The organism is Euzebya pacifica (genome assembly GCF_003344865.1).
Classification (GTDB): Bacteria; Actinomycetota; Nitriliruptoria; order Euzebyales; family Euzebyaceae; genus Euzebya; species Euzebya pacifica.
Genome location: NZ_CP031165.1, coordinates 3,579,637 through 3,600,511, shown reverse-complemented (window position 1 = coordinate 3,600,511; position 20,875 = coordinate 3,579,637). Strand labels below are relative to the sequence as shown.

Annotated in this window: 12 protein-coding genes; all 12 read right to left on the bottom strand. The window is 70.8% G+C overall.

What is annotated here, in order from left to right; translation table 11 throughout:
- Positions 1 to 3 precede the first annotated feature (3 nt).
- Complete coding sequence (locus DVS28_RS15385; protein WP_114592242.1) at positions 4 to 2,112, bottom strand: molybdopterin oxidoreductase family protein; 2,109 nt, start codon at positions 2,110 to 2,112, stop codon at positions 4 to 6.
- Between the two features lie 117 nt (positions 2,113 to 2,229).
- Positions 2,230 to 4,053 carry a cation:proton antiporter gene (locus DVS28_RS15380; protein ID WP_114592241.1) on the bottom strand — a complete coding sequence of 608 codons (1,824 nt, stop codon included), beginning with the start codon at positions 4,051 to 4,053 and terminating at the stop codon, positions 2,230 to 2,232.
- 162 nt (positions 4,054 to 4,215) lie between these two features.
- Entirely contained in the window at positions 4,216 to 9,987 is a 5,772-nt protein-coding gene (locus DVS28_RS15375; protein ID WP_114592240.1) for a family 78 glycoside hydrolase catalytic domain, read from the bottom strand.
- A 241-nt stretch (positions 9,988 to 10,228) separates the two neighbouring features.
- Positions 10,229 to 10,420: a hypothetical protein gene (locus DVS28_RS15370; protein ID WP_216826066.1), complete on the bottom strand. Its 192-nt coding sequence runs from the start codon at positions 10,418 to 10,420 to the stop codon at positions 10,229 to 10,231.
- A 48-nt stretch (positions 10,421 to 10,468) separates the two neighbouring features.
- Positions 10,469 to 11,944 carry a rhamnulokinase gene (locus DVS28_RS15365; RefSeq protein WP_114592239.1) on the bottom strand — a complete coding sequence of 492 codons (1,476 nt, stop codon included), beginning with the start codon at positions 11,942 to 11,944 and terminating at the stop codon, positions 10,469 to 10,471.
- 3 nt (positions 11,945 to 11,947) lie between these two features.
- A complete protein-coding gene (locus tag DVS28_RS15360) occupies positions 11,948 to 14,005 on the bottom strand; it encodes a bifunctional aldolase/short-chain dehydrogenase (RefSeq protein ID WP_114592238.1) in 2,058 nt (685 codons plus the stop codon).
- A gap of 131 nt (positions 14,006 to 14,136) precedes the next feature.
- On the bottom strand, positions 14,137 to 15,306 hold the full coding sequence (gene rhaI, locus DVS28_RS15355) for an L-rhamnose isomerase (protein ID WP_114592237.1): 1,170 nt from the start codon (positions 15,304 to 15,306) through the stop codon (positions 14,137 to 14,139).
- On the bottom strand, positions 15,303 to 15,689 hold the full coding sequence (locus DVS28_RS15350) for an L-rhamnose mutarotase (RefSeq protein WP_114592236.1): 387 nt from the start codon (positions 15,687 to 15,689) through the stop codon (positions 15,303 to 15,305). Before DVS28_RS15350 ends, rhaI begins: the two co-directional genes overlap by 4 nt.
- Positions 15,690 to 15,760: 71 nt before the next feature.
- Positions 15,761 to 16,948: a rhamnose ABC transporter substrate-binding protein gene (gene rhaS / locus DVS28_RS15345; protein WP_216826065.1), complete on the bottom strand. Its 1,188-nt coding sequence runs from the start codon at positions 16,946 to 16,948 to the stop codon at positions 15,761 to 15,763.
- Positions 16,949 to 17,065: 117 nt separating this feature from the next.
- The gene (locus DVS28_RS15340; RefSeq protein ID WP_114592235.1) at positions 17,066 to 18,112 is read right to left on the bottom strand and encodes an ABC transporter permease; all 1,047 of its coding nucleotides are present in this window, start codon (positions 18,110 to 18,112) and stop codon (positions 17,066 to 17,068) included.
- Complete coding sequence (locus DVS28_RS15335; RefSeq protein ID WP_114594204.1) at positions 18,102 to 19,118, bottom strand: ABC transporter permease subunit; 1,017 nt, start codon at positions 19,116 to 19,118, stop codon at positions 18,102 to 18,104. The genes DVS28_RS15340 and DVS28_RS15335 overlap by 11 nt, the downstream gene beginning before the upstream one ends.
- A gap of 38 nt (positions 19,119 to 19,156) precedes the next feature.
- Positions 19,157 to 20,659 carry a sugar ABC transporter ATP-binding protein gene (locus tag DVS28_RS15330; protein ID WP_114592234.1) on the bottom strand — a complete coding sequence of 501 codons (1,503 nt, stop codon included), beginning with the start codon at positions 20,657 to 20,659 and terminating at the stop codon, positions 19,157 to 19,159.
- Between the last annotated feature and the right edge of the window lie 216 nt (positions 20,660 to 20,875).

Below are 20,875 nucleotides of genomic sequence, written 5' to 3'. Positions count from 1 at the left end.
CCCTCAGGCGCCGACGGCCTCGCCCCGCAGGGCGGGCACGGAGGGGCCCACGGTGGTGACGGCGGGGCGGATGGCGACGGGGGTGTGCTTGACCGCGGCGATGCGGGAGATGGGATCGAGGGCGTCGTCGGTCAGGTCGTTGACGCCTTCCCAGTGCCAGGCGACGAAGACCGTGTCGCGACGAAGCCGGTTGTTGGGGGCCCAGCGGAGCGTGATCGTGGCCTGGTGGGAGGTGACCTCGACCGGCTCGCCCTCGACCAGTCGCATGACCGCGGCGGTCCGTGGATGGACCTCGAGGATCGGTGCCGATGCCCGGTCGGCCTGGGCAGGGATCCGGCGGGTCTGGTTGCCCGACAGGTAGTGGTCGCGATGCCGACCGGTGGTCAAAACCAGCGGATGGTCGGCGTCGGGCAGCGTGGACGGTCCGGACGGCACGACGGGAACCATCCGGGCCAGCCCGTCGGGGTGGCCGAACCGTTCGGTGTGCAGGATCTCGGTGCCGTCGGGGTTGTCCCTCGTGGCCGGCCAGAAGACCCCTCCCTTGTCCCGCAGGGCGTCCCAGTCCATGCCGGAGTAGTCGGCGATGCCACCCGCCGACAGGGCCTTCAGCTCCTCGAAGACCTCCCGGCCGGTGTGGAAGTCGAACTTGTCGCGCACCCCGAGCCGGTGGGCCAGGCCACGGATCACGTCGAGGTCGCTACGGATGGCGATCGGCGGGACCGCTTGGTCGATCCGGACGACCCGTCCCTCCGTGGTGGTGATGGTGCCGTCCTCCTCGGCGAAGGTGTTGCCGGGCAGGACGACCGAGGCGTAGCGGGCGGTCTCGGACATGAACGGGTCGACGACGACCATGTGCTCGACGGCGTCGAGGCACCGTCGGATCCGCGCACCGTTCGGTCCCGACACCGCGGGGTTGGCCGACATCACGAGCATGCCCTTGACGGCACCGCGTTCGGCGTCGTGCAGCAGCTCGACGTAGGTCCGACCGCGACCGGGCAGCTCCTCGGGCGTCACCCCCCAGCGTTCGGCGACGACCGCTCGATCGGCGGGGTCGTCGATGGAGCGGTAGCCGGGCAGCTGGTCGCAGCGCTGGCCGTGTTCCCGACCGCCCTGTCCGTTGCGCTGTCCGGTCATCGGCATGACGCCGCAGCCCTTGCGGCCGGCCCACCCGCGCGCCAGGGCGATGTTGATCCACGACAGGACGCCCTGGACCCCGTTGACCTGCTGCTCGACCCCGCGGGCGTGCAGGATCATCCCGTTGCGTGCACCGGCGATCCAGCTGGCCGCCCGGGCGATCTCGGTGATGCCGACCCCTGCGGTCAGGGAGGTGCGCTCGAGGTCCCAGCCCTCGGTGGCCGCGATCGCGTCGTCGGCCCCGGTGGTGCGCTCGAGGACGAACGGCCAGTCGACGCCGCCCAGGACGGCGATCTCGCGGAGCAGACCCGCGGCCAGCGCCGTGTCGGTGCCCGGGCGGACGGCGAGGTGGATGTCGTCGTCCTTGACCAGCTTGGAACCGCGCGGGTCGACGACGACGAACTTGGTGCCCCGTCGTCGGGCCCTGGTGACCAGGGGCATGATCAGCGGGAAGGCGTCGGGCAGGTTGGCGCCCACGACGACGACCACGTCCGCGGCGGGCAGGTGCTCCAGGGGGGTCATGGCACGGTCCACCCCGAAGGCCTGCATCGCGGCGGCACCCGCGGACGTCATGCAGAGCCGGCCGTTGGGGTCGATGTGCGGGGTCTTCAGGCCCAGCCGGGCGAGCTTGCCCAGCAGGTAGGCCTTCTCGTTGGTCAACGACCCGCCGCCGAGGACCGCGTTGACCGCGGGTCCGTAGCGGTCGCGCAGCTTCAGGAAACCGTTGGCTGCGGCGTCCAGCGCCTCGTCCCAGGTCGCGGGGCGCAGCCGGCCGTCCCACCGGACCAGCGGCGTGCGGACGCGGTCCTCGTGGTGGACCTGCTGCCATGCGGTGATGCCCTTGGTGCACAGGCCACCCCTGGAGAGCGGCGAGCCCTTCCACTTGGTCGACCCGGTCACACGGCCCTGGTCGACCTGCAGCTTCAGGCCGCAGTCAAGGGCGCAGTAGGGGCAGTGCGTCTCCACGGTGATGCTCATGCGAGCAATCACACGCCCTCGGGATCACCACAGCGCGGCGCCCTCGTGACAGCCGTGTTGCATGGCCGTCGCGCCCGACCGGCCCACGGCAGCACGACCCCCGAACGGGGACGCCGGTCAGGTGGCGGCGCGCGAGGACGTTGTGGACGACGAGGACGTCCCCCCGCCGGCGGCCGATCGCCGGAGGACGGCGACCCGGTCCCCGGGATGGAGGTCGTCGACCGCACGGAACAGCCGTGCGTCGTCGTTGCTGGTCACGACCAGCGGGAGCACGTCCTCCGATGACTGCAGGGCGGGCAGGCCGGCGCCGTCGACACCGACCTCGACGTCGTCGGCGACGGTCACGCCCTCACGAAGGTGCTGGTCCCACGCCGCGATGTCCGCGGCGGTTCGGTCCATCGGCCGGGCACCGACCATGGACAGGATCTGGCCGACGGCGTCGCTGGCGCTCCGGCCGAGCAGGACCGACAGCTCGGGGACGGCGAACAGCTCGTGGCCGAGCTGGACTGCGAGCACGTTGACCTCGGAGTTGGCGGTCATCGCGATCAGCGTCCGGGCGCCGCCGGCGCCCGCCTGGCGCAGGACGGCCTCGTCGAGGGCGTCCCCGCAGATGGCCCGCAGGCCCATGGCCTCGGCCGCGTCGCAGTGGTCGCGGTTGACGTCGATGACGCACACCGGACCGGGCATCCGTTCGGCCAAGGCCCGCGCCACGGGTCCTGCACCCACCAGGATCGTGCCCTTGCGGGACTGGCCGCTGCGCTCGAGCTCACCGCGTCGCGCCAACCAGTCCACGCCCCACTTCAGCAGCAGCGGCACGGTGGCGGTCGTGAAGATCGCCATGAAGACCAGGATGGAGAAGATCTCGGTGGTGATGATGCCGGCCTCGAGGCCGATGCCGGCCACGACGATCTCCACGGCACCCCGGCCGTTCATGGCCATGCCGACGGTCAGCCCCTCGCGCCATCCGCGTCCGCTGGGCAGGTAGAACAGCGCGGTGCCGAGGATCTTGCCGGCGAAGGCCACGCCGACGATGGTCAGCAGGAGCGCCAGGTCGGTCCGGAAGACGTCGAAGGACACCTCGAACCCGGCGGTCACGAAGAAGATGGGGGCGAGGAAGCCGATGGAGACGTCGTGCAGCACCCCCTCGGTCTGGCGGACGACCCGCGGGTGGAACGTGTCCTTGCGGATGAAGAGCCCGGCCACGAACGAGCCGAGGATCGCGTGGAGTCCGGCCAGCTCGGCCAGCTCGGCGAACCCCAGGGCGAGGACGACGATCACGAGGAACGTCGCGGTACGACCGCGCTCGGCGGATCGTCCGACCAGCCGCCCGATGATGGGGAAGGCCTTCCATCCCAGCAGGCCTGCGACCCCGAAGAACACGACGGCCTCCAGCGCCACGCGGCCGATCCCGGCGGCGTCGACCGAGCCCACCTCGACGAACCCGATGACGCCCGCGAAGACGAGGAGGGTCGCGGTGTCGCTGAGCAGCGCACCGGCCATCATCACGTGCGCCATGCGTGTGTCGAGCAAGCCGAGGTCGGACAGGATCCGTGACTTGGTGGCCAGCGAGGTCACCCCGACGGCAAGGCCGACGAAGATCCCGGCGATCGGGTCGCCGCCGAAGGCGATGACGGCCAGATAGCCGAGGACGAACGGGGTGACGAACCCGCCGACTGCCGCGAGGAGCCCCGGCCACGAGGCACGGCGCAGGTCGCCCAGGTCGATCTCCATGCCGATGAGCGTCATCATCAGCAGGACACCGAGCTCCGCGAGCACCATCAACGCGTCGTCCCCCTCGAGCAGGCCGAGGGCGGCCGGTCCGAGCAGGATGCCGACGAGGAGCTCACCGAGGATGGCGGGATAACCGATCCGCGTGCACAACCGCCCGGCTGTCCACGCCGCAGCGATCACGGCCAGCAGGTTCACGAGGTCGAGGTGCACACTTCGAGCCTGCGGGTGTCGGCAGCCGATCCCGTACCAGAAATCGGGTAGATGTCCGGTTCCGGGGTTGCAGGCCCCGCGACCCGGCGGTCCTGACTGACCCCCTGCAACGAACCGGCGCCGTGGGTCGACCCACGGCGCCGGCGTCGGTTGTCCGTCGGCCTAGCTGCCGAAGCCCACCAGTCGTGCGACGGCCTCGCAGGCCTCGGCCGAGGCGACGCAGGTCACCGGGACCGGCCCGTCGGTGGGGACGAACGCGTCGGCCAGGAAGGCGCTTGTCTCGTCGGGCACGGTGTCGCCGTTGACGAGCACGATCGGGGCATCGAGCTGGCCGCTCAGCGCGGCAGCTGTGAAGCCCGCCACCCAGGCGGACCCGGCTTGTCCCTCGACCACGACGATGCGGTCGGCAGGGGCATCGGCGGTGAAGCCACGGGCCTCCGCCACGGCCGTTGCGGTCGCGAAGCGGGTGGACCCGTGGATGCGGTCAGCCGACATGCCGCTGTCGGTGATGGCCTCCACGACGGTATCGGCGATCGCCGCAGTCCCACCGATCACCATGGTGCGATCGGGCTGTGTCGTGGTGAACGCCGAGGCGGTGGAGTCGGTGAGCCGATCCGTCTGTGTCAGGTAGATCGGCAGCTCGTTGCCGGACGCCCATCCGCCGGTCGCCAGCGAATCGGCGAACGCCTGCGACGGGTCGTCCCCGGCAGCATGCGAACGGGCCAGCAGTACGTCGGCGTCCACCCCGGCCGCATCTGCCACGGCGATCGCTGTCTCGATCCGTGTCGTGCCGGCGAGTCGGTCCACGGTGATGCCCTCGTCGACAAGCGAATCCTCCACCGCCTGGCTGATGGCATCGATGCCACCGAGGACGGTCACGTGGGCGGCCCCCAGACGCTGGATCTCCTCCAGCACCGAGTCCTCGAGGACGGTGGGGTCGTTGAGCAGCAGACGAGCCCCGTCGCGCTGGAGGCTGCCGGAGGCCAGCGCATCGGCGAAGACCGTGTCGGAGGCCAGCAGCACGGTCGGGACGGCAGCTCTGGCGAACGCCGGGCCGCTCAGACCGTCGAGCAGCTTCGACAGCAGCACCGACAGGCGGGTCGGGTCGCCACCGTTGCCCTCGTTGGCCAGCCGCAGGACGTCCACGAGGTCGAGGTCGTCGGGCAGGCCGTCGCCGTCGTCGTCGTCCTCGCCGGGATGGGTCACCCCGTCGTCCGGCTCGGTCGGCTCGGTCGGCTCGGTCGGGTCGGTCGGGTCGGTCGGGTCGGTCGGGTCAGTCACGATCGGATCGTCCACGGGTGGCTCGATCGGGTCACCGTCTTCCATGACCCAGACATCCGCGATCGAGGGGTCGTAGGCGGTCCCGGTGTCGTGGAACCGCAGCCGGACCGAGTCCACACCATCGGCCCGGGCCGAGACCTGGACCTGGTAGGTCACCGTGCCCTCGCCGCCGTCGCTGCGCTGGTGCCTGCGGACGTGCGCGACCTCGCCGTCGACGAGAAGGTCGTAGTCCTTCAGCTGTGCCTTGTCGTAGGTCTCGACGGCACGGAGGACGAACGGTTCCCCGTCCGGGACGGCGACGTCGAACTCGAACCAGCCGCCGGGTTGGGTGGCGTTGGTGTACCGACGGGTCAGCCCGGCCTCCATCGACGTCCCGGAGGCAGGTGAGGCGGTCAGGCCATGGGCCTGTTCCGATGCCTGGTCCCCGAGGTCGACGTGGTCGATCGACGTGGCTGGCGGGTTGGACAGCACCACAACGACCGTCGTCGAGAGCCGCTCGATCTCGGTGTCGCCGAGCGCGAGCACGAGCGTTGCGCTTCCGGCGGTGATCCCGTGGGGGACGACCGCGTGCTTGGTGACCTCGACCTCGACACCCGGGCCGATGTCGAAGGGGGAGGAGCCGGCCGTTGCCCAGCCCGCGGGGGCCAGGAGGTCGACTGATCCGGGGATGCGCCGGTCGGTGATGTTGCGGAGGGTCGCGGTGACGGCGACGGTGTCGCCGGGCTCGACCTCGGCCACATCGGTGGTGATGTCGGTCAGCTCCAGCGCTGGGGCCACGGTGAGGTCACCGGCGACGGGAAGGACCGCCGTTCCCCCCGCACGGGTCCACGAGAGGGTGCCGGTGAGCGTGACCGGGCCGGGACCGGTCGACGCCGGGACCGTCACGTCGAAGCCGTGTGTGGCGGACCCGCCGGCCGGGAGGTCGGTCGATGGCGTGCCGGTCGGCACGACCGCCCAACCGTCTGGTGCAGCGACGTCGGCCGTCACACCGGCAACGTCATCCGGACCGGCGTTGTCGACCGCGACCGATACCGAGACGACGTCCCGAGGCAGGGCGTCGGCAGGTGCGTGCAGCATCACCGACAGGTCCAGCAGACCCGCCGAGGCGGTGGACAGGTACCCGATGACGGTGCCAAGTCGATCAGCGAGGGTGGTGCCGAGGGCACCACCGATCTCCTCGAGCATCCAGGCGCGAAGGGCATCGGCGCCAGCGATGGCCCGGTGGACCTCGTCGACGCCGAGGGCGCCCGTGGCCTGGGCCTGCACGGCCGCGTCGAGCTCGGCCAGGATGGTGTCGACGTCCTCCCCGATGTGCGCTGCGGCGCCATCGGGAAGGGCGTTGCCGTCCTCGAGCTCGCCGACCCTCTCGAGGAGCGCATCGAGTTCGGTCCGCGCATGACCGAGCGAGGACAGTGCAGGGTCGACGGTGAACGCGTAGGTGCCGGAGCCGACGTCGAGGACGACGTCGCCGTCCTCGCTGCCGACCAGCGTGACGTGCTCGGCGTCCGTGGCGGGGCCGTCCCCTTCCATGACCGCCCATGCGGCCGGGGCCGGCACGTGCACCCGGCCCGTGGCGCCGGCGGGAATCGTGACGTCCAGGGAGAAGCCGTCGGGCCCGGTGGCCCAGGCACTCCGCACGAGTCCGTACCGGGTCTCGTGGCCGAAGTCGACATGGTCGATCCCGTCGCCCACCTCGGGGTCGATCAGCACGCTGGCATAGCCCGGCGCCGCGGCAGACACACCGGCCATCGTGCGGTACATCCACTCACCGACCGCGCCGTAGGCGTAGTGGTTGAAGGAGTTCATCGACGTGGGTCCGAAGCTGCCGTCCTCGGCGATGGAGTTCCAGCGCTCCCAGATGGTGGTTGCACCCCAGCCGATCTCGTAGCCCCACGAGGGGTAGTCGGTGTGCTGCAGCAGCAGGTAGGCGATGTCGGTGCGGCCGATGGCGGTCAGGGCAGGCAGCAGCCCGTCGACGCCGAGGAACCCCGTGGAGAGGTGGTAGTCGCGTCGCGCCAGGGTCTCCACGAACTGCTCGGCGACGACGTCGGCGCGATCGGCGGGCGCCAGGTCGTTGGTGATGGTCAGGATGTAGGCGGTCTGGCTGTCCCCGTGGACGGTGCCGTCGTCGGCGACGAACTCCTCGATGAAGGCCGCCCGGACCGACTCGTACAGGTCGGTGTAGGTCTGAGCATCGGTGTCGTTGCCGATCGCCGCGGCCATCTGGGCGAGCTGGCGTGCGCTCTTGGCCACGAACGCGGTGTCGATGACCTCCTGCGGCGTGTGGTCGTCGAGGTTGAGCCAGTCGTTGTAGCCGCCCACGTTGCGGATGCCGTCGGTGGAGGTGGCCTGCAGGTAGCCGAGGTAGTCCACCATCATCTGGTAGTTCTCCTCGATCACCGTGGTGTCACCGTAGGCCTGCCACAACGTCCAGGGCACGTTGACCCCGGCGTCCATCCATCCTGCGGAGCCGTAGCCGCCGTCGAACCGGCCGGGAACGACCGGGGCCACGCCCGGCAGGGCCCCATCGCCGCGCTGGCTGTCCCGCAGGTCCTGCAGCCACTTGGTGAGGAACGCCTGGGAGTCCATGTTGTAGACCGCGGTGCGGGCGAAGACGTTGATGTCGCCGGTCCAGCCCATCCGTTCGTCACGGGCGGGGGTGTCGGTGGGGATGGAGAGGAAGTTGCCCCGCATGCCCCAGGTGATGTTCTGGTGCAGCCGGTCGACCAGGTCCGAGCTGGTGTCCAGCGTCGACACCAGCGGACCGTCGGTACCCTTGACCAGTCCGACAATGCCGTCGGCGGGTGGGGGTGTCGCAAGCCCGGCGACCTCGAGGTAGCGGAAGCCGTGGAAGGTGAACTCCGGGGTCCAGGTCTCGGGCTGGTCGCTGGCGATGACGTAGCGGTCGGTTGCCTGTGCCCCGCGCAGGTTGTCGGTGTACACGGTGCCGTCGGGGTTGAGCACCTCGGCGTGGCGAAGGCGGACGACGTCACCGGGCTGGCCGTGCACGGTCAGCCGCACCGTGCCGACCATGTTCTGACCCAGGTCGTAGACGTGGGTCCCCTCCTCGGTGGTCTGCAGGAACGTGGCGGGCAGCTCCTGTGTGATCCGCACGGGCTGGTCGGTCTGCGGCTCCAGCCGGTCGGTGGCGGAGGGACGCAGGACCACGCCGTCCCAGGACGTGTCGTCGTAACCGGGCTGGTCCCACGCGCCGAGCTCGGTGGCACGGCGGGCGTCGAAGGTCTCGCCGTGCAGGATGTCGGCCGCGGTGCGCGGGCCCCCGGTGGCGCGCCAACCGGCGTCGGTGGCCACCACCTGGGTGCTGCCGTCGTCGTAGGTGATGTGCAGCTGGGCGATGAGGGAGTTGTCGGTGCCGTAGTGCCCGGCGCCGAACATGGCCACGTGGCCGGACCACCAGCCGTCCGCCAGCTCACCGGCGAAGGCGTTGTCGCCCGCGACCACCAGGTCGGTGACGTCGTGGGTCTGGTGCTGGATGCGGTCGTTGTAGTCGGTCCAGCCGGGGGCCAGGTCGTGGTCACCGACCGGGTGGCCGTTGAGGCGCAGCTCGTAGACACCCCGGGCCGACGCATACACCCGAGCGGACGTGATGGTCCGTCCGGGCGTGGTGGCGAACTCAGTGCGCAGCACCGGGACGGGATCGGGCCGCACCATCCACGCCTCGGCGTCACCGGACACGCGCAGGTGCCCGTCGACGACGGTGCCGGCCCGGAACAGTCCCTCGTCGGTGGCGAAGTCGGCGTCCAGCAACACCTGGCCGTCGACGGAGGTCACGGTCAGGTCGTCGACCCGACCGCCCTCGCCGCCGCTCGTGCGAAAGCCCATCAGGCCCGGGGCGGTGTGGGTGGTGTCGGTCGTGCTGGCCAGCTCGACGCCGTCCACGGAGGTGGTGATCGTCGTGCCCTCGACGCGGATCTCGTAGTCGTGGGGGGCGGCGAAGTCGAAGCCGTCCGGGAAGGGGGTGGCCGGTGGGGTGGACCAGCCGCCGTTGACGCGCACGTGTGGTCGGAGCGCGTGCTCGGCCTCGCTGATCTGCCACATGTAGGCGTTGCCCTCGGAGGCGCCGCGGAAGAACACTCCCAACGCTGCGGTGATCTCCGAGGCCGTGAAGCTGATCACGACGTCGGTCCAGGCAGGGTCGATCGAGGGTGCGTCGGCCCCGATCCACTCCGCGTTCCAGTCCGTGGGGCTCAGCAAGCCCGTTTCGAAGAACGCCGGGTCGCTCCAGGTGGACACCTCGCCGTCCTCGTCCCAGACGCGCACCTGCCAGTGGTAGCGCGTGCCCGACTGGAGCGACGGTCCGTCGAACTCCACGTCGAGCTGCTGGGTCGAGTCGACCCTGCCGCTGTCCCAGACGTCGGGGGTGTCCAGCGCGGCCTCCGAGGATGCGACGCGGACCTGGTAGGCGGTCTGCGCCACGCCTCGTCGGTCGGCGCGGAGCTGCCAGCTGAACCGAGGCGCGTCACCGTCGATGCCGAGCGGCTCGGTGAGGCCGTCGGTGAGCAGGCCCGCCACGGAGGGTGGCTGGCCCTGGGCAGGCGCGGGTGGCGCGACCAGGTAGGTCATGGCCAGCACGAGTGCGATGACGGTTGATGTGCGTGCGCGCGAGCGCAGCGACCCATTGACATGGGACATGGTGACAGCTCCCCTTGATCGGCTCGGAAGCGATGAAAGGATTCATCGATTCCCGTACCGGGACACTAGGAACCGTGGGTCGGTGGCGTCAACACCAAAGTGTGGCCGGTTGCGGCCAACGTTCGCCACAGTGCGCTGAGCGGGAGTATCCCGGCGCATCGTGCCAGCCGGGCAGCGCCCGGAATCTTCGACCCCCGGGCGTGAATCCATTCAGCCAGGGGCCTCGGGGTCACCGGCGCGTTCAGCGGGAGACGAGGCCCCGGCAGGCAGCCCACACGGCTGCCTCGACCCGCCCGCTCACGCCGATCCGGTCGTGGAGGGAACGGCTGCGACGGCGCAGCGTGCGAACGCTCGTGTCGAGACGCCGCGCGATGGCCTCCAGGGTGTCGTCGGTCGACATGGCCTGGAGCAGGACGATGTCCTCTCTGGTCAACTCGGGGTCCTCGTCGGCTCGGGACACGTGGGTGGGCCTCTGCAGGGGTCAGGTCCGGACGCGGCGGTCCGGGGCGTCCCACGCAGCGGGATCGCCGGTCGGTTCGTAGCGGGTGGTGGACTGTGTGGCCGCCACCAGCCGGCGCATGCCGTCCAGGTCATCGGGGGCCGCACCGAGCGTCCGCGCCTGGACGAGGGCGTTGCCCAGCGCCGCGCCCTCGACCGGCCCGGCCACGACGGGCAGCCCGGAGGCATCAGCGGTCAGCTGGCACAGCAGCGCGTTGCGCGACCCGCCACCCACGACATGGACGACCTCGACCTCGTGGCCCGACAGCTCCTGGGCCTGCCGAAGGGCGCGGCGGTAGGCAAGGGCCAGCGAGTCGAGGATGCAGCGCACCGTCTCGGCCTGGGACTGCGGCGGGACCTGCCCGCTGTCCCTGCACGCCTCGGCGATCCGGGTGGGCATGTCCCCGGGCGGCAGGAAGCGTGGGTCGTCGGGGTCGACCACGGCGGTGAATCGGGGCACTCGGACGGCGTCGGCCAGCAGGGTCTCCAGGTCGGCGGGCAGCCCGTCGGCGTGCCACGTGGCGATGGACTGCTGCAGCAACCACAGGCCCATCACGTTGCGGAGGTAGCGCACGGTCCCGCCGACACCGAGCTCGTTGGTGAAGTTGGCCGCACGGCTGGCCTCGGTCAGGACGGGGGCGTCCAGCTCCACCCCGACCAGCGACCAGGTACCGCACGAGATGGTCGCGAACGCCGCGCCGGTCGCGGGGACGCCGACGAACGCCGATGCGGTGTCGTGGGATCCCACCGCGATGACGGGCACCGGCGAGGTCAGCCCGAGCTGGTCGGCCAGGTCACCTCGCACGTGGCCGACGACCTCGCCGGGTTCCACGAGGTCGGGCAGCAGGCCGCGGTCGATGCCGAGTCGGGTGACCAGGTCGTCGGCCCACGCCCGTCGGGTCACGTCCAGCAGCTGGGTGGTCGAGGCGTTGGTGACCTCGGCCACCTGCCGGCCGGTCAGCCAGGACGCGAGGAGGTCGGGGATCAGCAGCATGGTCCGAGCGGCGCCCATCTGGCTGGTGCCCTGCGCGGCGAGCAGCTGCCATGACGTGTTGAACGGCAGGTTCTGGATGCCGGTCACGGCGTAGACCTCGGCGGCGTCCACCAGGTCGGCGTAGGCCCGCTCCATCACCCCGTCGGTGCGGCGGTCCCGATAGTGGACGGGGTTGCCCAGCAGGGCCCCTTCGGCGTCGAGCAGCCCGTGGTCGACCGCCCACGAGTCGATGCCGATGCCGTCCAGGCGTCCGCCGGCATGTCGCCCAGCCGCGCGCAATCCCTCCAGCACGCCCCGGTAGAGGGCCAGCACGTCGGTGTACAGCGTGCCGTTGACCTCGACCGGGACGTTGGGGAAGCGGTGGACCTCCTCCAGCTCGAGGAGGTCGGGCCCCACGCGGGCGAGCATCACCCGGCCGCTGGACGCACCGAGGTCGACCGCTGCGACCGTGACCTGATCGGCCATTGCCTAGCGCAGGAAGGCCGCGGCCACGCCGGCGTCGACGGGGACGTGCAGGCCGGTGGTGTGGGACAGGTCGCCGGCCGTCAGCGCGTACACGGCGTTGGCCACGTGCTCGGGCAGCACCTCGCGCTTGAGCAGGGTCCGCTGGGCGTAGAACTCCCCGAGCTTCTCCTCCTCCACGCCGTAGACCGCGGCCCGCTTGGCGCCCCAGCCGCCGGCGAAGATGCCGGATCCCCGGACGACGCCGTCGGGGTTGATGCCGTTGACGCGGATGCCGTCCTCGCCGAGCTCCGCGGCCAGCAGCCGGACCTGGTGGGCCTGGTCGGCCTTGGTGGCGCCGTAGGCGATGTTGTTGGGGCCAGCGAAGAAGGCGTTCTTGGACACGATGTAGACGATGTCGCCGCCCATGTCCTGGGCCCGCATGACCCGGGCAGCCTCGCGGGACACGAGGAAGGACCCTCGGGCCATGACGTCGTGCTGCAGGTCCCAGTCGGCCGCCGTGGTCTCCGCCAGCGGCTTGGAGACGCTCAGGCCGGCGTTGTTGACCACCAGGTCGACACCGCCGAAGGCAAGGCAGGCCGCGTCGAACGCCGCGGCGATCTGGTCCTCGTCGGTGACGTCGGCGGCGAGACCGATGGCGACATCGGTCGACCCCAGCTCGGCGGCCGCAGCCGTTGCCTTCTCGGGGTCGAGGTCGGCGATGACCACGCATGCCCCCTCGGCGGCCAGCCGGCGGGCGGTGGCCAGGCCGATGCCCGAGGCCGCGCCGGTGACCAGCGCGACGCGAGTCGCCAACGGCTTCGGCTTCGGCTTGCGCTGCAGCTTCGCCTCCTCCAGCAGCCAGTACTCGATGCGGAACTTCTCGGCCTCGTCGATGGGGGAGTAGGTCGAGATCGCCTCGGCCCCGCGCATCACGTTGATGGCGTTGATGTAGAACTCGCTGGCCACCCGGGCGGTCTGCTTGTCGGCTCCGAAGGCGAACATGCCGACGCCGGGGACCAGCACGATCGCCGGGTCGGCCCCGCGCATCGCCGGGGAGTCGGCGACCGCGTGCTCGTCGTAGTAGCGGGCGTAGTCCTCCCGGTACTGGGCGTGGAGCTCGGCCAGTCGGGCGACGACGTCCTCGATCGGCGCGGTCGGCGGCAGGTCCAGCACCATCGGGCGGACCTTGGTGCGAAGGAAGTGGTCGGGACAGGACGTGCCGAGGGCGGCCAGCCGCGGGTGCTCGGCCCGGCTCGTGAAGTCCAGGACCACGTCGGCGTCGGTGAAGTGCCCGACCTGTGCACGGTCGGTCGACGCCATCCCGCGCAGGACCGGTGCCAGCGCCGCCGCGCGTGCCCGTCGCTCCTCCTCCGGAAGGGGGTCGTAGCCCTCGATCGGTGGCCCGAAGGGGTTGGCCTTCCCGTGCTGCTCGATGTAGGCCGCGGCCGTGCCGATGATGTCGAGGCTGTTGGCCTCGCACTCCTCGGAGGTGTCGCCCCACGCCGTGATGCCGTGCCCGCCCAGGATGACACCGATGGCCCCCGGGTTCTCGGCCTTGATCGCGGCGATGTCGAGTCCGAGCTGGAAGCCGGGCCGACGCCACGGCACCCACGCCACACGGCCGCCGAAGATCTCCTTGGTCAACGCCTCGCCGTCGGCCGCCGTCGCGATGGCGATGCCCGCGTCGGGGTGCAGGTGGTCGACGTGGGCCGCCTCCACGAGGCCGTGCATCGCGGTGTCGATGGACGGAGCCGCCGACTGGGGCCCGTGCAGGCAGAAGTCGAACGCCGCGACCATCTCGTCCTCGCGCTCGACCCCCGGGTAGACGTCGACCAGCGCACGCATGCGGTCGAGCCGCAGGGCGGCAAGCCCCTTCTCCGTCAACGTGCCCAGGTCACCGCCCGAGCCCTTGACCCACATGACCTCGACGGCCTCGGCGGTGACGGGGTCGGCGACCGATCCCTTGGCCGAGGCGTTGCCGCCGGCGTAGTTGGTGTTGGCGGGGTCGCTGCCCAGGCGGTTGGCGCGACCGATCAGGTCGACGACGGGCTGCGGTGTGGTGCTCGTTGAGGTGGTGCTCATGAGGTGCTCCTGCGGTGGGGCGTTGACGTGGTGTGTCGTCTGGGTCGCGAGGGGGTCGAGTGGGACGACACGCCTCTGTGGTGTGTCGTCTGGGTCGCCAGGGGGTCGACTGGGGCGACAACCGGTGGGGGTCAGGCGCCCCAGCCGGCCTGGGTGCCGCCGACGCGGTCGGCGACGATGGCGTCGGCGTACCCGGATGCGGCGTAGGCGGCCATCGGGTCGGGGTCGAGGCCCTGCTCCTCGCGGAAGGCGGCCAGGAGGGGGCGGACGTCGGTGTCGAAGGCGTCCATCAGCACCGCGTTGGCCCCGAGGACGTCGCCGGCGGACTGTGCGGCGGCCAGGGCGTCGTGGTCGACCAGCAGCGCCTTGGCGGTGCTCTCCTGGACGTTCATGACCGACCGGATCTGACCGGGGATCTTCGGCTCGATGTTGTGGCACTGGTCGAGCATGAAGCGGACGGTCGACTCGGCGGTGACCGCCCCTCCCACGACGCATTCGTGGAGGATGCGGAACAACTGGAAGGGGTCGGCAGATCCGACCATCAGGTCGTCGTCGGCGTAGAAGCGGGAGTTGAAGTCGAACGCCCCGAGCCTGCCGGCACGCAGGAGCGTGGCGACGATGAACTCGATGTTGGTACCGGGGGCGTGGTGGCCCGTGTCGACGACGACCTCGGCCTTCTCGCCGAGCGCGATGCAGTGGGCGAAGGCGGTACCCCAGTCGGGCACGTCCATGGTGTAGAAGGCCGGCTCGAACAGCTTGTACTCCAGCAGCATCCGCTGGTCGTCGCCGAGGCGGTCGTAGACCTCGCGCAGGGCCTCGGCCAAGCGGTCCTGCCGCGCGCGGATGTCGTCCTGCCCGGGGTAGTTGGTGCCGTCGGAGAACCACAGCTTGAGGTCGGTCGACCCGGTGGCGTCCATGACGTCCACGCACTCAAGCAGGTGGTCGGTGGCCTTGCGACGCACCCGCGGGTCGGGGTGGGTCACGCTGCCCAGCATGTAGTCGTCGTCCTGGAAGACGTTGGCGTTGATCACGCCGAGCCGGACGCCGAGGTCCTCGGCGTGCTGGGTGAGCTTGCCGTAGTCCTCGACGCGGTCCCACGGGATGTGCAGCGACACGCTGGGGGCGGCACCGGTGAAGCGGTGCACTTGGGCGGCGTCGGCGACCTTCTCGTACGGATCGCGGGGCACGCCGGCCTGGGCGAAGACCTTGAAGCGTGTGCCGGAGTTGCCGTAGGCCCAGGACGGCACCTCGACCTCCATGGCCCGCAGGCCAGCGGCGACGTGCTCGGGAACGGTGGTCATCGGGGGTTCTCCTCAGGAGTGGGGTGGGCGTCCGCGGCAGCCAGCTGGGTCTCGAGGTGGAAGATCTCGGGGACCAGCTGCATGGCGCGATCGGGCGCGGTGTGTTGGCCGTCGGGGCCGTCGAGGTCGGCGAAGTAGCTCGCCATGGCCGCCTGCCAGCGGTCGTTCACCGCGGTGGCGTCCATGGCGTCCAGGGCCCGCTGGAAGTCCTCGGTCTCCACGATCCCGATCAGCAGGCCGTCGTCGCGGAGGTGGAGGGAGTAGTTGCGCCAGCCGGCGTCGGCCAGGGCCCGGAGCATCTCCGGCCACACCGCCGCGTGGTCGCGGCGGTAGGCGTCGAGGTGACGCGGGTCGACCTGGAGGGTGAAGCAGTACCGGGGCACGGGCGATTCCTTGGTCCCGGGCGCCGCATCGTGTCCACGACACGACGCCCGGGTGGTCGAGGCAGCGGCGACTAGAAGTCGAAGTCGCCGATGTTGTCGATGTCGAAGACGGTGGGCGGGCCCAACAGGACGCTGCCGTCGGCCTCGACGGTGTAGGAGCCGAGCTTGCCGGCCTCGAAGGTGTCGCCCTCGGCGCCGGTGATCAGGCCAGAGGCGAGCGCGCCGCCGGCGTAGGCCGCCAGGTAGCCGAGGTCAGCAGGGTTCCACAGGGCGAACGCCGTGACGGTGCCGTCCTCGACGAACTCGCGCATCTGGTTGGGCGTGCCCAGGCCGGTGAGGGCGACCTCGCCCTTGAACTCCGAGCCGGACAGGTAGCGGGCGGCGGCGGAGATGCCGACGGTGGTGGGCGAGACGATGCCGGCCAGGTCGGGGTAGGACTGCAGCAGCGCCTGGGTCTCGGTGAAGGAGTCCTGGTCGTCGTCGTTGCCGTAGGCCACCGTGACCAGCTCGATGTCGGGGTACTCGTCGGCCAGGATGCCTTCCATCAGCTCGATCCAGGCGTTCTGGTTGGTGGCGTTGGGGGTCGCGGACAGCACGGCGATCTCGCCGGCCCCACCGATCTGCTCGGCCACCATCTCGACCTGCACGCGGGCGATGCCCTCGGCGGAGGCCTGGTTGATGAACAGGTCACGGCAGGACGGGTCGGTGTCGGAGTCGTAGGTCACCACGGCGATGCCGGCGTCGCGGGCCTCGTTGAGGGCTGGGCACACGGCGTTGGGGTCGTTGGCGGAGATAGCGATGGCGCCGACGCCCTGCTGGGTCAAGGTGTTGATGTAGCTGACCTGGGAGGACGCGCTTGCCTCGGACGGGCCGACCTCGCTGTAGCTGCCGGCGAACTCACCGACGGCTTCCTCGCCGCCGCCGTCAGCGGTGGTGAAGTAGGGGTTGTTGATCTGCTTGGGAAGGAAGGCGATCTCGATGCCCTCCTCGATGGCTGTCGCGCCGTCGGCGGTGTCGTCCCCGGCGTCCTCGGTGGTGGCAGCGGCTTCGGGAGTGTTCTCGGTTGCGGCCGGCTCGTCGGTGGCTTCGTCCTCGGTGGGTGCGTCCGCTTCCTCCTCGGTCGTGGCCGCGGAGTCCTCTTCGGGTGCGTCGGCGGTGTCGTCCTCGCGGGTCGTGCCGCTGCATGCGGTCACGAGCAGCAGCAGTGCCAGCATGGCCGCGAACATCGCGGACCGGCGTCGAAGGATGGTCGTGCTCATCAGGGGGTTCCTCTCGGGTTGGCGGATGGCCGGCCGTACCGGCGGCTCAGGACGAAGGGGAGGTTCTGGAACGATTCAAGAACGAGGCGGACAGGGACAGCTGGGGGTTCGGGACGATCAGGCCGTCTCGGGGGAGGGGGACGCGCCGCGTGCGAGCGCCCGGCGATGCCGTGATGCGGACACGCGAGCGATCACGTTGGGGGTCAGGACCGAGACGATCAGCAGGAGGCCCGTGACGATGTCGAGCACGTCGGCGGACACGTTCTGCAGCTGCAGGGCGTTGCGGATGGTGCCGAGCAGCAGCACCGCGGCGATGACCCCCGGCAGCGATCCCTTGCCGCCGAAGATCGACACGCCGCCGAGCAGCACCGCGGCGACCACAGCGAGCTCCAGCCCCTGGGCGTTGTCGGCGCGGGCGCTGGCGTAGCGGAGCGTCCAGAAGACACCTGCGAGGCCCGAGACCGCGCCGCTGGTCACGAACAGCCAGAAGCGGGTTCGCGCAGGGTCGATACCGGAGAACGTCGCGGCTTCGTCGTTGTGCCCGATCACGTACATGGCACGGCCGGTTGCGGTCCGATGCAGCACGACGGCGAAGGCCAACCCGAGGAGCGCGAGCGGGATCAGGGCCAGCGGTACGAACGTCGAGCCGATCGCCTCGGTCGTGGTGCTGGTCCAGCCGATCGGGAAGTCCGCGACCGCGCGGCTGCCGAGGACGACGAACGCCAGGCCGCGGTAGGCCGCCAACGTGCCGATCGTGACGGCGAGGGACGGCAGGCCGAAGCGGGTTACGAACACGCCGTTCACCGCACCCAGCAGGGCGCCGAGGAGCACCACACCGATGACCGCCAGCTCCAGCGGCACGTTGGCGGTCCACAGCGAGCCCATGACCGCAGACGTCAGGCCGAGGGTGCTGGCGACCGACAGGTCGATCTCGCCGGTGATCACGATCAGCGTCATCGGCAGGGCGATCAACGCGATGGTGATGGAGTCCAGCAGGAGGAACTTGAGGTTGCCGGTGTTGGTGAAGTTCTCCACCGAGACGGCCGCCACGGCAAGGACGAGCAGCAGGACGAGGGTGATGGCGCCGTCCCAGGAGCGCAGCGAGGCCCAGGGCGATCGGCGGGTCCACGAGGACGGGGCGGTGGGGGCGATGTCAGCGGCCATGAGGGCTCCGTCGGCGAAGGCTGCGCTCGGCGCGAAGGGTCAGGAGGCGGTCCAGGCCGATGGCCAGGAGGATGAGCAGGCCGACGACGGCCTGCTGCCAGAACGGGTTGATGCGCAGCACGGCCAACGACGTCGAGATCGTCGTCAGCAGCAGCGCACCGATCGCGGCGCCGTACGCCGTGCCGCTGCCCCCGAAGATCGCCACGCCACCGACGACGGCAGCCGCGACGACCTCCAGCTCGATGCCGCGTCCCGCGGTTGCGTCGAGGGTGCCGAACCGGGCGGCGTACATCGCCCCGGCCAACCCTGCGGTTGCGCCGGAGAACACGAAGGCCCCGAGGACGCGCCGGCCGACATCGATGCCGTACAGGCGGGCGGCGTCGGGATCAGAGCCGATGGCGTACAGCTCGCGGCCCGACCGGTAGCTGGCCAGGTACCAGCTGGCCAGGGCGGCCACGACGACCGCCGTGATGGCGAGGACCGGCACGCCGAGCACCGTCTGGGTTCCCAGCGTCAGCAGGGTGTCGGGCATGTCAGCGGCGTTGATCTGCTGACCGGATGCCCAGGCGAAGTCCACACCGCGGAAGATGTAGAGGGTGCCGAGGGTGACCACCAGGGCCGGGACCCTGGCAGCGGCGATGAGGCCGCCGTTGAGCGCTCCGAGCAGGGCACCGCCGAGCACCGCGACGAGGATGCCGATGGCCACCGGCAGTCCGGGGGCGGCGATGAACAGCTTGCCGATGCCGAAGGCGGTGAGCCCCAGGATGGAGCCGACGGAGAGGTCGACGTTGCGGGTCACGATCACAGCCGTCTGCCCGACGGCGAGCACCGCCACGATGGAGGCCGACAGCAGCAGATCGCGAAGGCTCTGCGGGGACAGGAACCTCGGGTTGCGCAGCGCCGTCACGGTGACGAGCGCGACGAGGGCCAGGACGATGCCTAGTTCGCGGGCATGGAGGATCCGCGACACGGGACCCGGTGCGGTTCGGAGGGGAGAGGCGGTCATGTCGGTCGTGTTCGCAGGCGGGTCGGTGATCTGGGCGGTCACGCGACCACCTCGACCTGTCCGGTGGCGGCGCGCATGACCGACTCCTCGGTGGCATCGATACGGGGGATGTCGGCGGTGAGGCGGCCCTCGTGCATCACCAGGATGCGGTCGGCCATGCCGAGCACCTCGGGCAGCTCGCTGGAGACCATGAGGACCGCGAGCCCGTCGGCTGCCAGCGCCGACAACAACCGGTGGACCTCGGCCTTGGTGCCGACGTCGATGCCGCGGGTCGGCTCGTCGACGATCAGGATGGACGGGTCGGTGGACAGCCACTTGGCCAGCACGACCTTCTGCTGGTTCCCACCGGACAGGGTCGAGACGGGGGCGTCCAACGAGCCGGCCTTCACCTCCAGCCGGCGGGTCCAGTCCGCTGCCCAAGCGTGTTCGGCGGCACCCGAGAGCAGGCCGAACCGGGCCAGGGTCCTGCGCGAGGTGACCGTGGTGTTGCGTTCCACCGACAGCTCCATCACGAGGCCCTGCTGGCGACGGTCCTCGGGGACCAACGCCAGCCCGGCCCGCATCGCCGCCCGCGGGTCACCGCCCGCCAGCGGAGTGCCGTGCACGAGCACCTCGCCGGCATTGCGTCCGTCGACGCCGAACACCGCACGGATGACCTCGCTGCGTCCGGCGCCGACCAGCCCGGCCAGGGCGACGATCTCGCCGCGACGCACGTCGAAGGACACGTCGCGGAAGATGCCGTGGCGGGTCAGCCCCCTGACTGACAGCGCGACCTCGCCGATCTCCGCCTCGACCTTCGGGAACAGGCTCCCGACCTCGCGGCCGACCATGCGACGGACCACCTCGTCCACGGTCAGCCCGGCGGTGGGATCGGTGGACACGTGCGCCCCGTCGCGCATGACCGTGATGCGGTCGCACAGCCCGAAGACCTCGTCGAAGCGGTGGGAGATGAAGAGGATGGCGGCGCCGGACTCGCGCAGCGAGCGGGCCACGGCGAAGAGCCGTTCGACCTCGACGCCCGAAAGCGCGGCGGTCGGCTCGTCCATGATCAGGACGCGGGCGTCGAACGACAGCGCCTTGGCGATCTCGACGAGCTGCTGGTCGGCGATCGACAGGCCGCGAGCGGGGCGACGAGGGTCCAGGTGGTGGCCGAGACGGTCGAACAGGGCGGTCGCGGCGGCATGCATCGCGTCGTGGTCGATGCGGCCGAGCGACCGCTGTGGCTGGCGGCCCATGAAGATGTTCTCCGCCACCGACAGGTCGGGGAAGAGCGTCGGCTCCTGATAGATCACCGCGATGCCGGCTGCACGGGCGTCGGCCGGTCCGGTGAGCTCCAGCGGTTCGCCGTCGAGCAGGACCCGGCCCGTGTCCTGTCGGTGGGCCCCGGCAAGGATCTTGACCAGGGTGGACTTGCCGGCACCGTTCTCGCCCACGAGGGCGTGGGCCTCGCCGGCGTGCAGTTCCAGCTGGGCGTCACGGAGGGCTCGCACGGCACCGAAGGACTTCTCGATGTCACGCAGCTCCAGGACGGGCTGGCTCATGCTCGGCTCCTTGCTGTCGGAACGGCCACGGCTCGGTGGCGATCTCGTGTGAACGGGTGATGCGTCACGTGGACCGTCCTCTGCTGGACGAGGTGTGAAACGATTCACCGTTCTGGTGGACGAAACGCTAGGGTGAGTGTCATCGAGCTGTCAAGAGGGTTTCCTCGAGATTTCGCCGGGCCCCCGCCGCCAACGGATCCCCGCGTGCCGCTCGTC